The organism is Nonomuraea maritima (genome assembly GCF_900100395.1).
Lineage (GTDB): Bacteria > Actinomycetota > Actinomycetes > Streptosporangiales > Streptosporangiaceae > Nonomuraea > Nonomuraea maritima.
This window is the reverse complement of record NZ_FNFB01000003.1, coordinates 94,015-112,706: the sequence shown is the minus strand read 5'-3', so window position 1 is coordinate 112,706 and position 18,692 is coordinate 94,015. Positions and strand designations below refer to the sequence as shown.

The window sequence follows — 18,692 nt, the reverse complement described above, 5'->3', positions numbered from 1 at the left end:
TGCACAGTTTGCTGCGCCGAAGCCGGGAGTGAGCTGAACGTTCGCTGACAACCCTGTTGTCGCGTCAGGCACACAGGTAACTCTGAGGGTCCTCGCAGGCTGGTGTGAACCTGGCACGCCAGGATGTTCGCCCATGAGACCGACTATCGCGGTGGGTGGGCTCGCCGTCGCCGTGCTCGTGGGCGGCACCGGCCTGGCGCTGGCGCTTCGGGACGACGCCCCGCCCGCCGTACAGGTGCGGCTGGCCGCCGTGCAGCGCGGGGCGGTGACGGCCGAGGTCAGCGCCGCGGGCAGCACCCTGGACGGCACCCGTCGCGACCTCGCCTTCGGCTCCGCCGGGACGGTGACGAAGGTGTACGTCAAGGTCGGCTCCAAGGTGAAGAAGGGCCAGGTGCTGGCCCGCGTCGACAGCCGCGCGGCCCGTGAGGCGTACGAGGCGGCCCAGGCCGACCTCTCCGCCGCCGAGGAAGCCCGGTCCGACCTGTCCACCGCCACGAACTCCCGGCCGAACCCGGCCAGAGGGGACCTGTCCACCGCCGGCAAGGCGCAGGGGGACCGCTCGTCGTCGGCCGCCGCGTCTTCCCGGTCATCGACTGCCGGCGTACCGCCCACCTGCGTCCCTGCCAGGGGCAACGCGCCCTCGGCGACCGACGGGCCGTCCGAAGCGGGCGCCGACTCGGATGCCCGCTCTCACGGCGCCGGCGTGCGCCCGGCCGAGGCCGGTGCGGGCGGGGGTGAGTTCGGCCCTCCAGGACCGTCCTCCCCCGTGGCCTCCCCCACGGCCTCCCCCACGCCCACCGCCACCGCTCGGCACAGGACGTCCCACGAGCCCACCGCGATGCCCACTCCCACCGGGGGCTCGTTCACCCCGCGTCCTGGCTCTGGCTGGGACCACGGGGGCTCGCCTCGGCCCACCGCGACCACGCACCCTCACCCGCACCCTCACCCGACGGCGACGCCGACCTCTGAGCCGGGCGACCCGGAGCCGCAGCCCACGGTGACGGTTACGGTCACGGCGACCGCGACCGTAACGGTGACGGCGCCCGCGCCCCCGGCCACCGGGCCTTCCGGAGGGCACGAGGGCGGCTCGCCGTCCGGTGGACCCGACGCCGGCGGGACGCCGAGCCCCAGGGCCACGGGCGGCGCGACCGCGTCGCCGCGCCCCGGCAGGCCCACCCCGGGCGCGTCCGGCGCGTGCGCCGGGAGCGGCGGCGGTGGTGGAGGCGGTCAGCACTCGTACGCGGGAGCAGGCCGAGGCTCGGGAGGCGCGACGGGCGCGCGTACGGACACGGCCGGGCCGGGGCGTGCCGGTGTGGGCAGCGCCGAGCAGGCGGCGGCGAGCGTGGAGCGCGCCGAGGCCGCCGTCGAGGAGGCCGCCGACGCCGTACGGGGAACGCGCATCGTGGCCCCGGCGGCGGGCACGGTGCTGTCGGTGGCGGGCGGGGTCGGCGACGCGGCCGGCACCGGCGCCTTCATCGGCCTCGGCAACCTGAACGAGCTCCAGGTCCAGGCCATGGTCACCGAGTCCGACGTGAACCGCCTCAAGCTCGGACAGAAAGCGCAGATCACCCTGGCCACCCGTGGCGACGAGCAGCACGCCGGCACCGTGACGGCCATCGCGCCGAACGCGACCGTGGACGGCCGGCTCGTGCGCTACGCCGTCACCCTGGCCTTCGACGATCCGCCGAAGGGGCTGATGCTCGGGCAGACCGCCTCGGTGACGATCACCACCGACGAGGCGATGGACGCCGTCTACGTCCCGGCCGCCGCCGTACGCCGCCGCCCGGACGGCACCCAGGTCGTCACCGTACGCTCCGGCGGCCGGGACACGGCGAAGGTGGTCGAGACCGGCGTCCACGGAGACCAGTACGTCGAGGTCGTCTCGGGCCTGTCCGAGAGCGACCGGGTGGTCATGCCCGGCGGCGCCTCGGGCGAGTTCCCCGACGGAACCTGGCCCGGCGCATGAGCCGGGCACCCAGGCCGTGCGCCCTGGCCCCGCGCATGGACCCGCCACCGGGCTCGGCGCGTGGGCGTCCGGTGGCGGGTGGGCCGGGCCGGGCGGCGTGCGGGCGTTCAGCGCATTCTCAGGTAGTCAGCAGGAAGCGTTCAGCCGACCTGTGACGCCTCCAGGGTCGTGGGGGACGCCGGGATAGTGACCTCGCGGCGGGCGAACGCGGTCGCACCCGTCCCGGTGTGGTTGGAGTGGGAGCCGGCCGTCGCCGCTGCCAGGAAGGTTCTACGGTCCACACCCCAGGTATCACCCGCCGGATCGACCCCGCCGTGACATCGGAGTCAAGCGCGGGTGAGCAGCCTAGTTTGTTCCCTTTTCGTGCGGTTTCTACCGGATGACCGCCGGCAGCGCGGCCCGCAGCGCGGCCGCCCCGGAGAAGTGCACGCCGGTCATTCCCGCGCGCTCGGCGCCCTCGACGTTCTCCGGGCGGTCGTCGATGAAGACGATCTCGGCAGGGTCGGCGCCGAGCGCCTTGGCCGTCACGTCGTAGATCTCCCTGTCGGGCTTCACCAGCCCCAGGTGGCCGCTGTAGAAGCGGTGGCCGATCGCGGAGATCCACGGCAGCTGATCGATGCCCTCACCGACGGCGGCGGAGGCGTTCGACAGCAGCGCCACGTCGCGCCCCGCCGCGAGCAGCTCGCCGAGCAGCGCGACCGTGCCCTCGTCGGGGTGGGCCCAGCTGGCGACGTCCATGGCGACCAGGCGGGCCACCTCGGAGTCGGTGACGGGACGGCCGAGCACCTCCGCCCAGTAGGCGTGCGGGGTCAGCGAGCCCCGGTCGAACTCCAGCCGGTGCTCCCAGTAGCGGCGGGAGAACTCCTCCGGGTCGGCCGCCACGGCCCGCGCCATGGCCTCGGCGTCGGCCTCGGGCTGAGGAAGGGACAGGACACCGCCGTAGTCGAAGACAATCCACGTCATGCGAGGAATGGTCGCAGATGCGGGCCGAGCGCCGGGCATCCGAGGTATTTCTCGGCGGTGTGGAAGTCGATCCAGTCGAGATTCACGAGGTTCTCGGCGTCGACGCCGGTGAAGCAGCCGGCCAGGGCGGGCGGGATGGCCGCGATGTCGTCCTTGTCGGCGATGTTCACCCAGCGTCCGACGCCCGGGGGCCGTTCGCCGCGGCCGCCCACCGGGGCGGGCAGCAGGCGCTCGAAGACGACGTTGCGCATGCCGAGCGGGCTGCCGAGCGTGACCAGCAGGTCGACGCGCAGGCTGGGATCGGCCCACAGGGCCTCGTACGTGACGACGCTGCCGAGCGAGTGGGCGATCACGACGTTCGCACCGCTGCGCCTGATGGTCTCCGCCACGGCCCTGCGGCACTTCTCGCGCCGTCCCTCGTCGGTGAGATAGGCCGCCACCTCGGGCGCGAACAGCGCGGCGAACGCCGCCGACCGCTCGTCGAGCGTGTCGAGCAGCCAGCCGGTGAACGACTTGAGCGCTCCCGTGACGTGCTCGCCGAGGCCCAGGTTGCGCGCCCAGCCGGCGAGCATCAGCTCGGCCTGGCCGCCCAGGCCGGCCACGGCCTTCGCGGGCTCTGGCTCGCCGCCGTCGCCGTCGTTCAGGTGGTGGGAGAAATAGGCGATCTCGGTGAAGTACGGCCGCGCCTGGCCCCCGAGGCAGGCGTGCAGGTAGCGGTCCCACTTGCGGCGCATGGCCTCGGCCGCTCCCGTCGCCGAGCGCCCGGCCCGCAGGAAGTAGTCGTACTTGCCGATCCCGTGCACGCCGACGATACCGGCCACCGCGCCTCCCGACCCCGTGATCCCTTCCGCGCGATAGTGGCATACGTCGGCGGCGGCGACGAGGTCAGGTGCCGGAAATGCCGTTGCGAACGGCATACCGCACCCAGATACGGTGACATGTCATAAGGAACGCGCGTTCAAGAAGGAAGTGCAGCCATGCCCGGCCCGCTGGTCGTCAACGACTCGGTCGTCATCCCTGACGCCGAGCTCGTCTGGCGCTTCTCCCGTTCGTCGGGGCCGGGAGGCCAGGGGGTGAACACCACCGACAGCCGGGTGGAGCTCACCTTCGACGTGGCCGCGAGCACGGCCCTGCCGCCGGCGCTCAAGGAACGGGCACTCGGCCGCCTCGGCTCCGGCACGATCACGATCGCCGCCTCGGAGTTCCGCTCCCAGCTGCGCAACCGGGAGGCCGCCGAGCAGCGCCTGGCGCAGCGGCTGCGCGAGGCGATCGCCCCACCGCCCAAGCGGCGCCGCGCGACCAAGCCCAGCCGGGGCGCGGTCGAGCGCCGCATCACCGCCAAGAAGCACCGCTCCGACGTCAAGCGCCTGCGCCGCGACCCCTGATCGGCCGGGGCCTCACCCGATGAGCCGGGGCAGCGCCGCGACGCGCCCCGACAGGTATCCCGCCACCGCGGGCGGGATCACTTTCCTGGACGTGATCTCGGCCCGCTCCAGCCGTACGCGTTCGACCTCGTAGATCCCGCGCGAAGGGTCGCTGAACTCGGGCCCGCTGCGCAGCGCCGGGTCCATCGACACCAGCCGGCAGCCGAACAGGTGCTGCGTCTTCACCTTGCCCTCGTACGGATAGGACACGGTCGCGAGCCTGGTCACCGCGCGGACGGTGGCGCCGAGTTCCTCCAGCAGCTCACGGTGGAGAGTGTCCTCCAGCGAGCCGTCGCCCGGTTCGACGTGCCCGCCGGGCACCGTCCAGTACAGTTCGCGCCCCGGCACGGTACGGCGGAACAGGATGAGCCGCTGGTTGTGATCAAGAAGGACACCGCGGACACTCGGTCGCATACCACTAGCCTATTTGACGGGTATGACCTTCGGGTAGCCTAACCTACGGTACCGTAACCTGAAGGAGAAGATCTTTTATGGCGATGACTCAGACGCAGCTGCTGCACGAGCTGGAGCCCGTGGTCGCCGTGGAGCTCGACCGCCACAACGCGATGGCCAAGGAGTGGTTCCCCCACGAGTACGTCCCGTGGAGCGAAGGCCGTGACTTCGACGGCGTCTACGGGGGCGAGGCGTGGCAGGAGAGCGACTCGAAGATTCCCGAGGCGGCGCGCGTCTCGCTCATCGTCAACCTCCTGACCGAGGACAACCTGCCGAGTTATCACCATGAGATCGCCAGCACGTTCGGGCGCGACGGCGCCTGGGGCACGTGGGTGCACCGCTGGACGGCCGAGGAGGACCGGCACGGCACGGCGATCCGCGACTACCTGACGGTCACCCGCGCCGTCGACCCCGTCGCGCTGGAGCGCGCCCGCATGGCGCACATGGAGCAGGGCTTCCAGTCGGAGTACGGCACCATGCTGCAGCAGCTCGCCTACGTCTCGTTCCAGGAGCTGGCCACCCGCATCTCGCACCGCAACACCGGCAAGGCATCGGGCGACGAGGGCTGCGAGCGCCTGCTGGCCCGCATCGCCGCCGACGAGAACCTGCACATGCTCTTCTACCGCAACCTGCTCAAGGCGGCCTTCGAGCTCGACCCCAACCAGACCATGCGGGCGGTCACCGACGTGGTCACGACCTTCCAGATGCCGGGCTCCGGCATGGACGGCTTCGCCCGCAAGTCGCTCATCATCGCCAACGAGGGCATCTACGACCTGCGCCTCCACCTCGACGACGTCCTCATGCCGGTGCTGCGGCAGTGGGCGGTGTTCGACAAGACCGGGCTCGACGGCGACGGCGAGAAGGCCCGCGAGGAGCTGTCGGCGTTCCTCGCCAAGACGGACGCCACGGCGGCCCGGTTCGTCGAGCGCCGCGAGGAGCGCCGCGCCCGCGCCGCCGCCCGGCAGTGATGTCGACCCCGCGCGTGGGACGGTCACGCGCGGGGCGTCACGGCGTGACCGAGACCTCCCGGTAGAAACACCCGGGCAGTGAACCGCCGGTCGCCGGACGTGTGCGTCGAAACACCCGGGCGGTGAGCCGCCGGTCGCCGGATGTGAGACACGCTCTCACCACTTCCGCGACCGGGAATCGCCCGGAACGGCAAAGCCTGTGCTCACCTTGACCCGCCGATGGTCTTGTCCATCAGACCATCGGGCAGGTTCCCGTCAACACCGGAACCTCTTGGGAGCAATGGGTGAAAATCATAGGGATCGCCGCCAGCCTCCACGCAGGGTCATTTATCACTAAATTGCTGGATGCCGCCGGTCGCGAGCTGCCGGCGGGCGTCCGCTTCGAGACCTGGCGAGGGCTGGACGAGATCCCGCCGTACCACCACGGCCCCCCGCCTCCCGAGGCACGCGACCTCCTCACGACCGTCTCGAGGAGCGACGCGATCCTGCTGACCGCTCCCGAGCACAGCCTGCTGCCCGCGCAGCTGACGTACGCGCTGGACTGGATGTCGGCGCGGGACGGGCTCGCCGGACGGCACGTCGCCGTGATGAGCGCGAGCGTGCGGGCGTGCGGCGCCATGTGGGCGCAGGCCGAGCTCTACAAGCGGTTGCTGGGCGCGGGCGCCGTCGTGATGGGGGACGAGCTGGTGCTCTCGCCGGCGTGCCCGCACTTCGACGAGGACGGCCGCCTCACGGATTCGGATCTGCGCGACCGGGTGCGCGCGGTGGTGCGCCGGCTCTGCCCCGCCAAGACCGTGGAACCGGTCGCCGAACGGGCCATGCGCCCGCTCAGGGTTCCGGAGCCGGTGCCTGTGATGGAACCCGCCCTCTCCTTCCGCTGAGCGGAGCCAGGTGTGGATTTTTCACCCGATAGGGGCGTCGTACCAGGTCGGCTGGAGGAAAACGGCGGGATGAGAATCTTCCACCCGGCGGGACCCCGCGCCCGCCGGGTGGCGTACGGATCAGACGAGGTCGATGAGGTCGGCCACCGAGTCGACCACCAGCGACGGGCGGTAGGGGTAGCGGTCGATCTCGTGGCGCTGCGTGACGCCGGTCAGCACGAGGATCGTGAACAGCCCGGCCTCCATGCCGGCGACGACGTCGGTGTCCATGCGGTCGCCGATCATCGCCGTCGTCTCGCTGTGGGCCTCGATCTCGTTGAGCGCGCTGCGCATCATGCGGGGGTTGGGCTTGCCGACGAAGTAGGGGGCGACGCCGGTGGCCTTGGTGATCATGGCGGCCACGGCGCCGCACGCCGGCAGGGAGCCCTCGGTGGAGGGCCCGATGGGGTCGGGGTTGGTCGCGATGAAGCGCGCACCGTTCTCGATGAGGCGGATGGCGCGGGTGATCTGGGTGAAGCTGTAGGTGCGGGTCTCGCCGAGCACCACGTAGTCGGGGTCGAGGTCGGTCAGCACGTAGCCGACCTGGTGCAGGGCCGTGGTGAGGCCGGCCTCGCCGATGACGTACGCCGAGCCGCCGGGACGCTGGTCGTCGAGGAACTGCGCGGTGGCCAGGGCGGAGGTGTAGATGGAGTCGGCCGGGACGTCGAGGCCCGCGCCCGAGAGCCGTACGGACAGGTCGCGCTGGGTGTAGATCGAGTTGTTGGTCAGGACCCTGAACCGCTTGCCCGACCCGCTGAGCCGCTTGATGAATTCCTCGGCGCCGGGGACGGGACGCCCCTCGTGGACGAGGACGCCGTCCATGTCGGACAGCCAGGAGTCGATGCGCTTACGCTGAGTCACGCGCATCATCGTACCGATCGGCGACTTCATGATCGCGATGGCGGTGCACCCCCTGGACGAAGGGCGACAGACGTGAACAATGTCCTCATGTCGTTCATCGAATCCGCGCAGGACATGCAGGACGAACTCGTCCAGCTCCGCCACTCCCTCCACACCACGCCCGAGGTCGGTCTCCATCTGCCGCGCACCCAGGAGAAGGTGCTCGCGGCACTCGACGGACTCCCCCTGGAGATCACGACGGGCACGCAGCTCAGCTCGGTCACCGCCGTCCTCAGGGGCGGCCGGCCCGGCCCCGCGGTGCTGCTGCGCGGCGACATGGACGCCCTTCCCGTGACCGAGAAGAACGACCTGCCGTACGTCTCGCAGATCCCCGGGCAGATGCACGCCTGCGGCCACGACCTGCACACCGCGATGCTGGCGGGCGCGGCCCACCTGCTGAGCGCGCGCAGGGAGGAGCTGGCCGGCGATGTGATCTTCATGTTCCAGCCGGGCGAGGAGGGACACGAGGGCGCCAAGTACATGATCGAGGAGGGCGTGCTCGACGCCGCGGGCGAGCGGCCGATCGCCGCCTACGGCCTGCACGTCACCTCGGCGATGTTCCCCCGCTCGATGCTCATGACCCGCCCCGGGCCGCTCATGGCGGCGGCCGACGTGTTCCGCGTCACGGTGAAGGGACGCGGCGGGCACGGCTCGACCCCGTGGCGCTCGCTCGACCCGGTGCAGCCGGGCTGCGAGATGGTCGCCGCGCTGCAGAGCATGGTGACCAGGACGTTCGACGTGTTCGACCCCGTGGTGGTGACCGTGGGCAGCTTCCACGGCGGCACGAAGGACAACATCATCCCCGACGAGGCCGAGTTCGAGGCCACCGTACGCACCTTCAGCAAGGAGAACCGGCAGCTGATCAAGCGGCGGCTGGTCGAGGTCGTCGAGGGCATCGCCGCGGCGCACGGGCTGCAGGTGGAGACGTCGTTCGGGATCGGCTACCCGGTGACGGTGAACGACGCGAGCGAGTCGGAGTTCGTCGGCCGTACGGCCGACGAACTGTTCGGGCCGGGCCGGTACTTCGTCGCCCCCAACCCGATCATGGGCTCCGAGGACTTCTCGTACGTGCTGGAGTCGGTGCCGGGGGCGTTCGCCTTCCTCGGCGCCTGCGTCGGCGACCGCGATCCGGAGACCGCGCCGTACAACCACTCCCCCCTCGCCATGTTCGACGACGCCGTGCTGCCCGACGGGGCCGCGCTCTACGCGTCCCTGGCGCATTCGCGGCTGAGCTGACATGCGCGCCTGGGTGGTGGAGCGGCCTGGACCGATGGCGTCCGGGCCGCTCGCCCTCGTCGAGCGGGAGGTGCCCTCGCCAGGACCGGGTGAGGTGCTCGTCCGTGTGGAGGCGTGCGGCGTCTGCCGTACCGACCTGCACCTCGCCGAGGGCGATCTGCCACCCAGGCGGCCAGGGACCACGCCAGGACACCAGGTGGTGGGCCGCATCGAGGGCACCGGCGAGCGGGTGGGCGTGGCCTGGCTGCGCTCGACCTGCGGCCGGTGCCGCTACTGCCTGCGCGGGCAGGAGAACCTCTGCCCCGCGTCGACCTACACCGGATGGGACGCCGACGGCGGGTTCGCCGAGTACGTGGTCGCGCCCGCCGACTACGTCTACCCGCTGCCCGGCGACGTGCCCGCCGAGCGGCTGGCGCCGCTGCTGTGCGCGGGGATCATCGGCTACCGGGCGCTCGCCCGCTGCGACCTGCCGCCGCACGGGCGGCTCGGCATCTACGGCTTCGGCGCCTCGGCCCATCTGACCGCGCAGGCCGCCATCGCGCGCGGCGCCACCCTGCACGTCGTCACCCGTACGGCCGCCGCCCGGCGGCTGGCCCTGGAGCTCGGCGCCGCCTCCGCGGGCGACCGGCCGCCGGAGCCGCTGGACTCGGCGATTCTCTTCGCGCCCGTGGGCGAGCTGGTGCCGCCCGCGCTGGAGGCGCTGGACCGGGGCGGGACGCTCGCCGTCGCCGGCATCCACCTCACCGACGTGCCGTCGCTCGACTACGAGCGGCACCTGTTCCAGGAGCGGACACTGCGCAGTGTGACCGCCAACACCCGGGCAGACGGACGGGCCTATATGGAGCTCGCGCTGGCGCATCCGCCGCGCGTCGCCATCGCCCCGTACGCCTTCGACGAGGCCGCCCGAGCGCTCACGGATCTGGCGAATGACCAGGTCAACGGTGCCGCCGTTTTGGTAATGGATTAGCTCAAAACTTGATGACGCTTCGTGCCACTACGTACACTCATGAAGGAAAGTTACATTAGCTTCACATCTAGTGGAGATTATTGACGCCAGTCTGGCGTGATCGTAGTGTCCGGTAAATCCCTTGTGATCCCCTATAGGGCTAACATCCCCCGGAGCGGTAAATGAAGCGACTTGCAGCGGTAGTGGCGTTGCTCGGTCTCGCCACCACGACTGCGGCGTGCAGTGCTGGCACGGACGATTCCGCCGGCCCTGGAGGCGGCAGGATCTTCACCACGATTGACGCGAGCCGTCCCGGCCTTGACGCGTCCGCACCGGCGAACCCCTGGAACCCCAAGGGCAACTCGTTCCTGGGCTACAACGGGATGAAGCTCGCCTGGGTCAAGAACGACCTCACCGACCCGAACCAGTTCTACCCGGGCATCGCCGCAAGCTGGGACATCGCGCCCGACAACTCGTCGATCACCCTGCACATCCAGCCGGACGCCAAGTGGTCCGACGGCAAGCCCGTCACCGCCGAGGACGTCCGCACCTCCATCGGCATCGCCTACACCACCGGCAGCACCGCGTTCGCGATCACGCCCGGCGCTGCGGGAACGGCGGCCGACATCACGATCGTCAACGACAAGACCGTCAAGATCACCCAGGACATGAAGAACCCGAGCGTGAAGTTCGCGCGCGGCGTTCTCGACAACTGGGTCGTCCCGGCGCACATCTGGGGCAGCGTGCTCCCGGCGACCTTCTGGGAGACGCTCAAGACCTCCCGGGGCGAGGGCGCGGCCGCCGACAAGGCGCGCCAGGAGATCCTCGCCATCGGCCAGAAGGTGCTCGCGTTCTCGCCGCCGAAGGACGTCTCGGCCGGCCCGTTCACCCTGGAGCGGGTGAACCCGGGTGAGGCGCTGCTGGTGAAGAACAAGTACTTCTACAACGCCAAGAATGTGGCGCCGACGGCGGTGAAGTTCCTCAACTACAACGGCAACGAGCAGGTCTGGAACTACCTGTCCGCCGGAAAGCTCGATTACTCCGGTTTCGTCGCCGCTCCGACGGACGTGATGAACCGCATCAAGAAGGCGCCCGGTTCCCACGTCATCACGGGATTCTCACCGGTCGCGGTCGGCATGGCGTTCAACCAGTCGAAGAAGCCGTACGACAACGTGCACGTGCGCCGCGGGCTCGCGTACCTCATCGACCGCGCCCAGGTGACCAAGGTCGCCTCGCCCGACGGCGGCACCCCGTCGCTCACGACGTCCGGCATCCACCAGGTGCCGGCCAAGGCGTGGATCGGCGACGAGCTCAACCGCCTCGACCCGTACAACCACGACGTGGCCAAGGCCGACGCCGAGTTCGCCGAGGCCGGACTGAAGAAGCAGAACGGCAAGTGGCTGCTGCCCGACGGCAAGCCGTGGACGGTCACCATGACCGCGCCGTCCGGCTTCTCCGACTGGGTCGCCGCGCAGGAGAACATCAAGAGCCAGCTCATCGACGCGGGCGTGAACGCCCAGGTCATCACCGTCGCCGACTACCCTGTCTATCTGCAGGGGCTCTCGGACGGCCAGTACGACGTCGGCTTCTGGCTGATGGCGCTCGGCCCCGCGCCGTACGACATCTTCCAGCGCCTCTACGGCGCCTCGAACGGCTGGACCAACGTGGCCGGCCGGGTCACCCACAGCGCGCCCGGCAAGGGCGGCAACTGGATGGGCGGCCCCGAGGAGATCGACGTCAAGGGCGTCGGCCGGGTCAACCCCGGCGAGCTGACGGCCGAGCTGAACTCCGCCTCCCCCGAGGAGGCCAAGCCCATCATGGCCAAGCTCGCCATGGCCTCCAACCAGGACCTTCCCGCCATCCAGCTGTGGGACTACGTGAACACCACGTTCACCAACACCTCGCGGTTCACGGACTGGCCTCCGAACGACAGCGACATGCTGCGCCTGCCCGCCGGGGTCTGGATGCAGCTCGGCATGGTCAAGGTCAAGCAGTGAGAAAGAGCGTATGACGATCATCGCGCGACGGCTCGTGGGCCATCTGGCCCGCGGGATCGTCATGATCCTTGTGGTCGCCACGATCAGTTTCTTCATCGTCAGGAGCATCCCTGGCGACCCGGTGGCGGCGAACGTGCAGAAACTCATCGAGCAGGGCATGGCCCCGCAGGCAGCCGAACAGGCCACCCGCGTGCTGTACGGCTTCCAGCCGTCCGGCTCGCTGTGGCACCAGTACACCGACTACATGCTGGGGCTGCTCCACTTCAACCTCGGGCAGTCCGTCACGCACGCCGGCGCCCCGGTGACCGGCGTGCTGCTCGAGGCGGCCAAGTGGACGGTCCTGCCGGTCCTGGCCGGGACGGTGCTCAGCTTCCTCGTCGGCATCGTGATGGGCGTCTACGCGGCCATCCGGCGCAACGGCAAGCTCGGCGACCTGCTGGCGATCTCCGGCTCGCTGCTCCACGGCGTGCCGCAGTACGTGCTGGGCCTGCTGCTCAGCGCCATCTTCGCCACGCTCATCCCGATCCTGCCCGCCGACGGTCCGGTGGACATCCTGTTCGACCCCGGGTTCAACGCCGGCTACCTCGGCTCGCTCGTGCAGCACGCGGTGCTGCCGGTCGCGACGTACGCGCTGGCCGCCTACGGCGGCTGGATCCTGGCGATGAAGTCGAGCGTCGTCACCGTGCTCGGCGACGACTTCATCCTGGCCGCCGAGCTGCGCGGGATGAAGCGCTCGATCATCTTCCGCTACATCGCGCGCAACGCGATCCTGCCGCTGTTCACGATCCTCGCGCTCTCCCTCGGCCTGCTGCTGGGCGGCGCGGTGTTCATCGAGCGGATCTTCAACTACCCCGGTCTCGGGCTGCTGCTCATCGAGAGCATCACGATGCGCGACTACGCCCTGATGGGCGGCGCGTTCCTGCTGATCACGGCGTCCATCATCGTGGCGAACATCGTCGCGGACCTCTTCTACAGCGTCATCGACCCGCGGGTCAGAAGCGGTGAGGAGGTGTCCGCGTGACCGGGCGACCGAACCGACACGCCGCACCGGCGAAGGAGGCCGCATGAGCGTGCTGCTCGAAAGCTCGTCGACGACCGCCGCCATGCGCCGCAACTTCTGGTCGGGCGTGTGGCGGGTCATGCGACGCAAGCCCAGCCGTCTGGTGGGCGCGGTGCTCATGGTGGGATTCGTGTTCATGGGCGTCTTCGGCCCCATGTTCTACCCCGACCCGCTGCCGCGCGACGTCAACCAGCTGACCGCGCCGCCGAGCTGGCAGCACTGGCTCGGCACCGACGACCAGGGCCGCGACGTGGTGGCCCTGGTGATCACCGGGTCGCGGTACGTGCTGCTGGCGGCGCTCGTCACCGCCGTCATCACCGTGGTTCTCGGCACCGGCGTCGGGCTGTACTCCGGCTTCAAGCGGGGCCGCTGGGACACCGTCCTCATGCGGATCACCGACATGAAGCTCACCATTCCCGGGCTGCCGCTGCTGCTGGTGCTCTCCACGGTGTGGAAGTTCAACAGCGCCGTGCAGATGGGCCTGGTGCTGGGACTGCTCAGCTGGGGCGGCGTGGCGCGAGCCGTACGCTCGCAGACGCTGTCGCTGCGCGAGCGCGGCTTCATCGAGGCGGCGCGCGGGCTGGGGCTGCCGACCACCCACATCGTGGGCAAGGAACTGCTGCCGAGCATGGCGCCCTACATCGCGATGAACATGCTGATCGCGATCACCGGCGGCGTCTACGCCCAGGTGGGCCTGTTCTTCCTGGGCGTGCTGCCGTACGAGTCGAACAACTGGGGCCAGATGCTCAACACGGCGGTGTTCCGCTCCGGCGCGCTCACCGTGCCGAGCGGGCTCGGCTTCCTGCTCGGGCCGCTGCTGGCGATCCTGCTGCTGACACTGGCCATCGTGCTCGTGGTGGACGCCATGGACGAGATCTTCAATCCCCGCCTGCGCGAGGAGTAAGTGTGACTAAGCAAGCGCCGGGTGTGCGCATCGACGGCCTCACGGTCGTCTACAAGACACCGGCGGGCGAACTGCCCGCCGTCCGCGGCGTCAGCCTGGAGCTGCCGCCCGGTTCGATCACCGGCATCGTCGGCGAGTCGGGCTCCGGCAAGTCGACGCTGGCCCTGTCGCTGCTCAACGCGGTCCAGCCGCCTGGCCGCATCTCCGCGGGCAGCGTCGACATCGACGGGCTCGGCGACGTGGTCGGCCTCGCGGGCGAGCAGCTGCGCAAGGCCCGCGGCCGGCACATCGGCTACGTCTTCCAGGCCGCCCAGAACTCCCTCAACCCGCTCAAGACGGTCGGCAAGCAGCTGCTCGACCTCGGCCGTTCGCACGGCGTGGAGGATCTCCGCGGGCTGGTGCGCGAGGCCAAGGACCTGCTCGGCCGGATGGGTCTGGACGGCGCCCGGGTGCTCGACTCCCACCAGCACGAGCTGTCCGGCGGCATGCGCCAGCGGGTCGGCATCATGCTGGCGCTGGTGCTCAACGCCCACCTGGTCGTCCTCGACGAGCCCACGACGGCGCTCGACATGATCACTCAGGCGAACATCCTGAAGATCGTGCGCGAGGTGCACGACGAGCGGGGCCTGACGACCCTCGTCATCACCCACGACATCGGTGTGGTGGCCGAGGTGGCCGACCGGCTGGCCGTCATGTACGGCGGCCGCCTGGTCGAGCAGGGCCCCACCCGCGAGGTGCTCGCCTCGCCCGAGCACCCGTACACGAGAGGGCTGATCCGGGCGATCCCGCGGCTCGTCGGCGACATCGACGAGGCACAGGCGCTGCCCGGCCGGCCCCCGACGCTGGCCACCGTACCCAAGCGAGGGTGCGTCTTCAGGGAGCGCTGCGCGCTGCGCATGGACGTGTGCGACGACGTGGATCCCGAGGCGATCCTGCGGGGGCGAAGGACAGTGGCGTGCCACGCCGTGGCCGTGAAGGAGCATGCGTGATCACCGGAACCGGCGTCGTCAAGACGTACAAGCAGCGCGGCAAGGTGCTCGGGGCCCGCGAGGTGCAGGCCCTGCGGGGCGTGGACTTCGCGATCCCCAAGGGCGGCGCGGCCTCGTTCATCGGCGAGTCCGGATGCGGCAAGACGACGCTCGGACGGATCATCGCGGGGCTGGAGACGTACGACGGGGGCGAGGTCGCCATCGACGGCGTGTCGATGACGGAGCTCAAGCCCAAGCAGCGCCAGCCGCACTTCCGCAAGATCCAGATGATCCACCAGGACCCGTACTCGGCCCTGAACCCCACCCGGACGATCCACCAGACGCTGTACGCGCCGCTGAGCCTGCGGGCCAAGCAGACGGGACGGCCGGCGTCGTGGATCGAGGGACGCGCCACCGAGGTGCTGTCGCTGGTGGGGCTCGACCCCGCCACGGTGCTGTCGCGCTACCCGCACCAGCTGTCGGGCGGCATGCGCCAGCGCGTCGTCATCGCCCGCGCGCTCACCGTCGACCCCGAGATGCTGGTCGCCGACGAGGCCGTGTCGATGATCGACGTCTCGCTCCGGCTCGGCATCCTCGCGCTGCTGAAGGACCTGCGCGAGCGGCTGGGCGTGAGCGTGCTGTTCATCACCCACGACGTGGCCACGGCCCGCTACATCGGCGACGACGGCGAGCTGTACGTGATCTACCGCGGCCAGGTCGTCGAGCGCGGCCCGGTCGACACGATCATCGCCGACCCGGTGCACCCGTACACGCAGTCGCTGCTGTCGGCCATCCCGGTGCTGCACGGGCTGGAGCAGCCGGGTGAGCACCCGGTGATGCCGCTGGAGTCGCTGAACGAGAGCCAGTCCGACGAGGGCTGCCTGTTCGCGCGCCGCTGCCCGTTCCGGGCCGAGCGGTGCACGACCGAGCGGCCGCTGCTGCGGATCACCGAGGCGGCGCCGCAGGAGCACGCCTGCTTCTACCCCGAGCGCCGCAGCGTCATCGCCCGCCCGATGGAGGTGTGATGGGGCACGCCGTACGTGAGGCCGACACCGCCGAGGCGGCCCGGGTGGCGCAGGCGGCGCTGACGCTGGATCCCGGCGAGGGCGCGGCCCTGGTGGCGCACCTGTCGCGCCCGCCCGCCGAGCGCCGCTGGACCGCTCTCGCCACGGCCGACGGCGTGGTCATGGCGTCGCTGTCCGCGTCCGACCCGGCCGTCGGGCACATCGACCTGCTCGCCGTGCACCCGTCCGCGCAGGGACGCGGGCAGGGCCGGGCGCTCGTGGGCGCGGCCGAGGAGTGGCTCGCCGGGCAGGGCGCGCGACAGGCCCGCTTCGCGGGCAACCCGCCGTGCTACGCCTGGCCGGGCATCGACGTGCGCTACACCGCCGCCGCCTGCCTGGCCGAGAGCCTCGGGTACGAGCGCTACCACGTGGCCTGGAACATGACCGCGGACCTCGGCGGCGACCTGTCGTCGCAGGAGGCGGAGCAGCGGCTGGCCGACCACGGCGTGACCGTGCGCAAGGCCGGCGACGACCGCGACCGCGTCGCGGCGTTCGTCGAGGAGCAGTGGAACGACAGGTGGGCCTGGGAGGCCGTGCACGCGGCCGGGCTGCACTACGCCGAGCGCGACGGCCGCATACTCGGGTTCGCCGCCTGGGGCGCGCGGCCGGCCTGGTTCGGGCCCATGGGCACCGCCCTCGAGTCCCGCGGGATGGGCCTCGGCGGGGTGCTGCTGCGCCGGTGCCTGGCCGAGCAGCGGGACGCCGGACAGTCCGGCGCCCAGATCGGGTGGGTGGGGCCACTGCGGTTCTACTCGCGTGCCGTCGGCGCGCGGGCCGAACGCGTCTTCTGGCTCTACCGGCGCGATCTGGCGTGATGTCAGGCGCGGTCCGTGACCTCGTCGCCCGCCGGGTAGAGCAGGCGGCCTTCTGGGCGTCCCGGCGGCGGGCACAGCTCTCGGGGGTCGGCTCCGGCGTCCAGGCACCTGCTCAGGGTGTCGGAGCCCCACAGCTGGTCGAGGAACCGGCCGGGGCCCGACCAGCTCAGGTCGCCGGGGTAGAGAGTCCGGGCGACGTGCAGCATGGACACGCCGGTCAGCACCGGACGGAAGGCGTACGGGTCGTGCACGTGCAGCTGCACCCCGTGTACGGGCACACCGGCGTGCTTGTGGAACGTCGGTGTGAACCACGTCTCCCTGAACCGGACGCCGGGCAGGTCCAGCGCGCGCAGCCGCGTGGCGAACCGCTCGTCGGCGTACGGGGCCCCGATGAGCTCGAACGGCCTGGTCGTGCCGCGGCCCTCGGAGAAGTTCGTGCCCTCGAACAGGCAGGTGCCGGGATAGACGAGGGCGGTGTCGGCGGTCGGCATGTTGACCGACGGCATCACCCACGGCAGACCGGTCGCGGCGTAGGTCATCTCACGCCGCCAGCCCTCCATCTCCACCACGATCAGGTCGACGTCCAACCCGAACAGGACGGCCAGCTCCCCGGCCGTCCTGCCGTGCCGGACGGGCAGCGGGAAGCGGCCGACGAAGCTCGCGAACGCCGGGTCGAGGACGGGGCCCTCGGTCACCAGGCCGCCGAGCGGGTTGGGCCGGTCGAGCACCACGAACCGCAGGCCGAGCCGGGCCGCCGAGGCCAGCAGGTCGTACATGGTCCAGACATAGGTGTAGAAGCGGGAGCCCACGTCGGCGATGTCGAAGACGAGGGTGTCCACGCCGGACGCGGCCACCACGCGGTCGAGCTCCTCGCCCGAACGGCCGTGGGTGTCGTAGACGGGCAGGGAGGTGCGCTCGTCGACGCCGTCCGCCTCGCTGCCTGCGGCCTGGGCGGTGCCGCGCAGGCCGTGCTCGGGCCCGAACAGCGCGGTCAGCCGGAGCCCGGCCGCCTGGAGGGCGTCCACCGTGGGGGTCAGGTCGGGCAGGACCCCGGTGGGGTTCGTGATCAGGCCGAGGCGGCTGCCTCCCGCGAGCGCGGGGGTTCTGGCCAGCCGTTCGGCTCCGGTGCGCACATGTGACATGAACCCATTGTCTGAAAGATATTTACAACAGCGAAGCAAAGGGCGGAAATTAGCGTCATGATCGAACGCCTTCCCGAACTGTCCACCGAGCAGAGCGATCCCCGGTACAGCCAGATCGACCGGCTGCCGACGGAGCAGATCGCCAGGCTCATGAATCAGGCCGACGCCGCCGTACCCGCCGCGGTGGCGGTAGTCCTTCCCGCGATCTCCGCGGCCGTCGACGCGATCGTGGCCCGGATGGCCGAGGGCGGCCGCCTCCTCTACGTCGGAGCGGGCACCTCAGGACGGCTCGCCGTGCTCGACGCCAGCGAGTGCCCGCCCACCTTCGGCACCGACCCGTCGACGGTGCAGGGCGTCATCGCGGGCGGCCCCGAGGCGCTGACGCACTCCGTCGAGGGCGCCGAGGACGACGCGCCGGCGGGCGCCGCGGCCATGGCCGACCTGGAGGTCGGACCGCTCGACTCGGTGGTGGGCCTGTCGGCGAGCGGCCGGGCGCCGTTCGTGCTGGGGGCTCTAGGGGAGGCCGCCGCGCGCGGCGCGCTGACCGCCGCCGTGTCGTGCAACGAGGGCACGCCGCTGTCGGCCGCCGCCGAGCACGCCATCGAAGTCGTCGTAGGCGCCGAGGTGGTGGCCGGCTCGACCCGGCTGAAGGCGGGTACGGCCCAGAAGCTCGTGCTGAACATGATCTCCACGATCTCCATGGTCAGGCTGGGCCGTACGTACGGGAACCAGATGATCGAGGTGTCGACCGTGAACAGCAAGCTGGTCGAGCGGGCACGGCGCATGGTCAGCGACATCACCGGAGCCGACAGCCAGACGGCGGGCGCGGCGCTGGACGCGGCGGGCGGCCACGCCAAGATCGCGGTGGTGATGCTGAGGCACGGGCTCGACGCCGAGGGGGCCCGGGCCCTGCTACGGTCGCACGGCGAGCGGCTCAGCGACGCCCTGAGCGGCTGAGCCCGGACA

At 71.0% G+C, this 18,692-nt stretch carries 19 protein-coding genes; 13 read left to right on the top strand and 6 right to left on the bottom strand.

The window, feature by feature from the left end; genetic code table 11:
* Positions 1–133: 133 nt before the first annotated feature.
* On the top strand, positions 134–1,966 hold the full coding sequence (locus BLR04_RS07350; protein ID WP_090761018.1) for an efflux RND transporter periplasmic adaptor subunit: 1,833 nt from the start codon (positions 134–136) through the stop codon (positions 1,964–1,966).
* Between the two features lie 140 nt (positions 1,967–2,106).
* On the opposite strand, the gene BLR04_RS40480 is transcribed toward BLR04_RS07350, so the two are convergent.
* From BLR04_RS40480 to BLR04_RS07340, 3 genes are all read right to left on the bottom strand, one after another.
* Entirely contained in the window at positions 2,107–2,247 is a 141-nt protein-coding gene (locus BLR04_RS40480) for a hypothetical protein (RefSeq protein ID WP_176902987.1), read from the bottom strand.
* A 91-nt stretch (positions 2,248–2,338) separates the two neighbouring features.
* On the bottom strand, positions 2,339–2,929 hold the full coding sequence (locus BLR04_RS07345; protein ID WP_176902986.1) for an HAD family hydrolase: 591 nt from the start codon (positions 2,927–2,929) through the stop codon (positions 2,339–2,341).
* Positions 2,926–3,750 carry a lipase family protein gene (locus BLR04_RS07340; RefSeq protein WP_090761014.1) on the bottom strand — a complete coding sequence of 275 codons (825 nt, stop codon included), beginning with the start codon at positions 3,748–3,750 and terminating at the stop codon, positions 2,926–2,928. Before BLR04_RS07340 ends, BLR04_RS07345 begins: the two co-directional genes overlap by 4 nt.
* Positions 3,751–3,906: 156 nt before the next feature.
* Here BLR04_RS07340 and arfB point away from each other — a divergent pair, with 156 nt between their 5' ends.
* Positions 3,907–4,314, top strand: coding sequence for an alternative ribosome rescue aminoacyl-tRNA hydrolase ArfB (arfB, locus tag BLR04_RS07335; protein ID WP_090761012.1), 408 nt, complete (start codon positions 3,907–3,909; stop codon positions 4,312–4,314).
* A gap of 12 nt (positions 4,315–4,326) precedes the next feature.
* Here the strand turns inward: arfB and BLR04_RS07330 are convergent, their stop codons facing one another.
* Complete coding sequence (locus tag BLR04_RS07330) at positions 4,327–4,767, bottom strand: NUDIX domain-containing protein (RefSeq protein WP_090761010.1); 441 nt, start codon at positions 4,765–4,767, stop codon at positions 4,327–4,329.
* A gap of 77 nt (positions 4,768–4,844) precedes the next feature.
* On the opposite strand from BLR04_RS07330, the gene BLR04_RS07325 reads away from it, so the two are divergent.
* Positions 4,845–5,774, top strand: coding sequence for an acyl-ACP desaturase (locus BLR04_RS07325; RefSeq protein ID WP_090761008.1), 930 nt, complete (start codon positions 4,845–4,847; stop codon positions 5,772–5,774).
* A 284-nt stretch (positions 5,775–6,058) separates the two neighbouring features.
* Positions 6,059–6,655 (top strand): NADPH-dependent FMN reductase, encoded by a 597-nt coding sequence (locus tag BLR04_RS07320; protein ID WP_176902985.1) that lies wholly within the window; start codon positions 6,059–6,061, stop codon positions 6,653–6,655.
* Positions 6,656–6,775: 120 nt separating this feature from the next.
* Here the strand turns inward: BLR04_RS07320 and BLR04_RS07315 are convergent, their stop codons facing one another.
* Positions 6,776–7,561 (bottom strand): HAD-IIA family hydrolase, encoded by a 786-nt coding sequence (locus tag BLR04_RS07315; RefSeq protein ID WP_218128776.1) that lies wholly within the window; start codon positions 7,559–7,561, stop codon positions 6,776–6,778.
* 81 nt (positions 7,562–7,642) lie between these two features.
* Here BLR04_RS07315 and BLR04_RS07310 point away from each other — a divergent pair, with 81 nt between their 5' ends.
* The 8 genes from BLR04_RS07310 (at position 7,643) to BLR04_RS07275 (ending at position 16,584) form a co-directional block, all read left to right on the top strand.
* Complete coding sequence (locus tag BLR04_RS07310; RefSeq protein WP_090761004.1) at positions 7,643–8,830, top strand: M20 metallopeptidase family protein; 1,188 nt, start codon at positions 7,643–7,645, stop codon at positions 8,828–8,830.
* 1 nt (position 8,831) lies between these two features.
* Entirely contained in the window at positions 8,832–9,797 is a 966-nt protein-coding gene (locus BLR04_RS07305) for a zinc-dependent alcohol dehydrogenase family protein (RefSeq protein ID WP_090761002.1), read from the top strand.
* 161 nt (positions 9,798–9,958) lie between these two features.
* Complete coding sequence (locus tag BLR04_RS07300) at positions 9,959–11,773, top strand: ABC transporter substrate-binding protein (protein WP_176902984.1); 1,815 nt, start codon at positions 9,959–9,961, stop codon at positions 11,771–11,773.
* A gap of 10 nt (positions 11,774–11,783) precedes the next feature.
* Positions 11,784–12,794 carry an ABC transporter permease gene (locus tag BLR04_RS07295; RefSeq protein ID WP_090760998.1) on the top strand — a complete coding sequence of 337 codons (1,011 nt, stop codon included), beginning with the start codon at positions 11,784–11,786 and terminating at the stop codon, positions 12,792–12,794.
* A gap of 43 nt (positions 12,795–12,837) precedes the next feature.
* On the top strand, positions 12,838–13,737 hold the full coding sequence (locus BLR04_RS07290; RefSeq protein WP_090760996.1) for an ABC transporter permease: 900 nt from the start codon (positions 12,838–12,840) through the stop codon (positions 13,735–13,737).
* A gap of 2 nt (positions 13,738–13,739) precedes the next feature.
* Positions 13,740–14,726, top strand: a complete 987-nt coding sequence (locus BLR04_RS07285) for an ABC transporter ATP-binding protein (protein WP_245740082.1) — start codon at positions 13,740–13,742, stop codon at positions 14,724–14,726.
* Positions 14,723–15,730: an ABC transporter ATP-binding protein gene (locus BLR04_RS07280; protein WP_090760992.1), complete on the top strand. Its 1,008-nt coding sequence runs from the start codon at positions 14,723–14,725 to the stop codon at positions 15,728–15,730. Before BLR04_RS07285 ends, BLR04_RS07280 begins: the two co-directional genes overlap by 4 nt.
* Positions 15,730–16,584, top strand: coding sequence for a GNAT family N-acetyltransferase (locus tag BLR04_RS07275; protein ID WP_090760990.1), 855 nt, complete (start codon positions 15,730–15,732; stop codon positions 16,582–16,584). Before BLR04_RS07280 ends, BLR04_RS07275 begins: the two co-directional genes overlap by 1 nt.
* Before the next feature lie 2 nt (positions 16,585–16,586).
* Here the strand turns inward: BLR04_RS07275 and BLR04_RS07270 are convergent, their stop codons facing one another.
* Positions 16,587–17,726: an exo-beta-N-acetylmuramidase NamZ family protein gene (locus BLR04_RS07270; RefSeq protein ID WP_090760988.1), complete on the bottom strand. Its 1,140-nt coding sequence runs from the start codon at positions 17,724–17,726 to the stop codon at positions 16,587–16,589.
* Positions 17,727–17,783: 57 nt separating this feature from the next.
* Here BLR04_RS07270 and murQ point away from each other — a divergent pair, with 57 nt between their 5' ends.
* Complete coding sequence (murQ, locus tag BLR04_RS07265) at positions 17,784–18,683, top strand: N-acetylmuramic acid 6-phosphate etherase (RefSeq protein ID WP_090760986.1); 900 nt, start codon at positions 17,784–17,786, stop codon at positions 18,681–18,683.
* Positions 18,684–18,692: the final 9 nt, after the last annotated feature.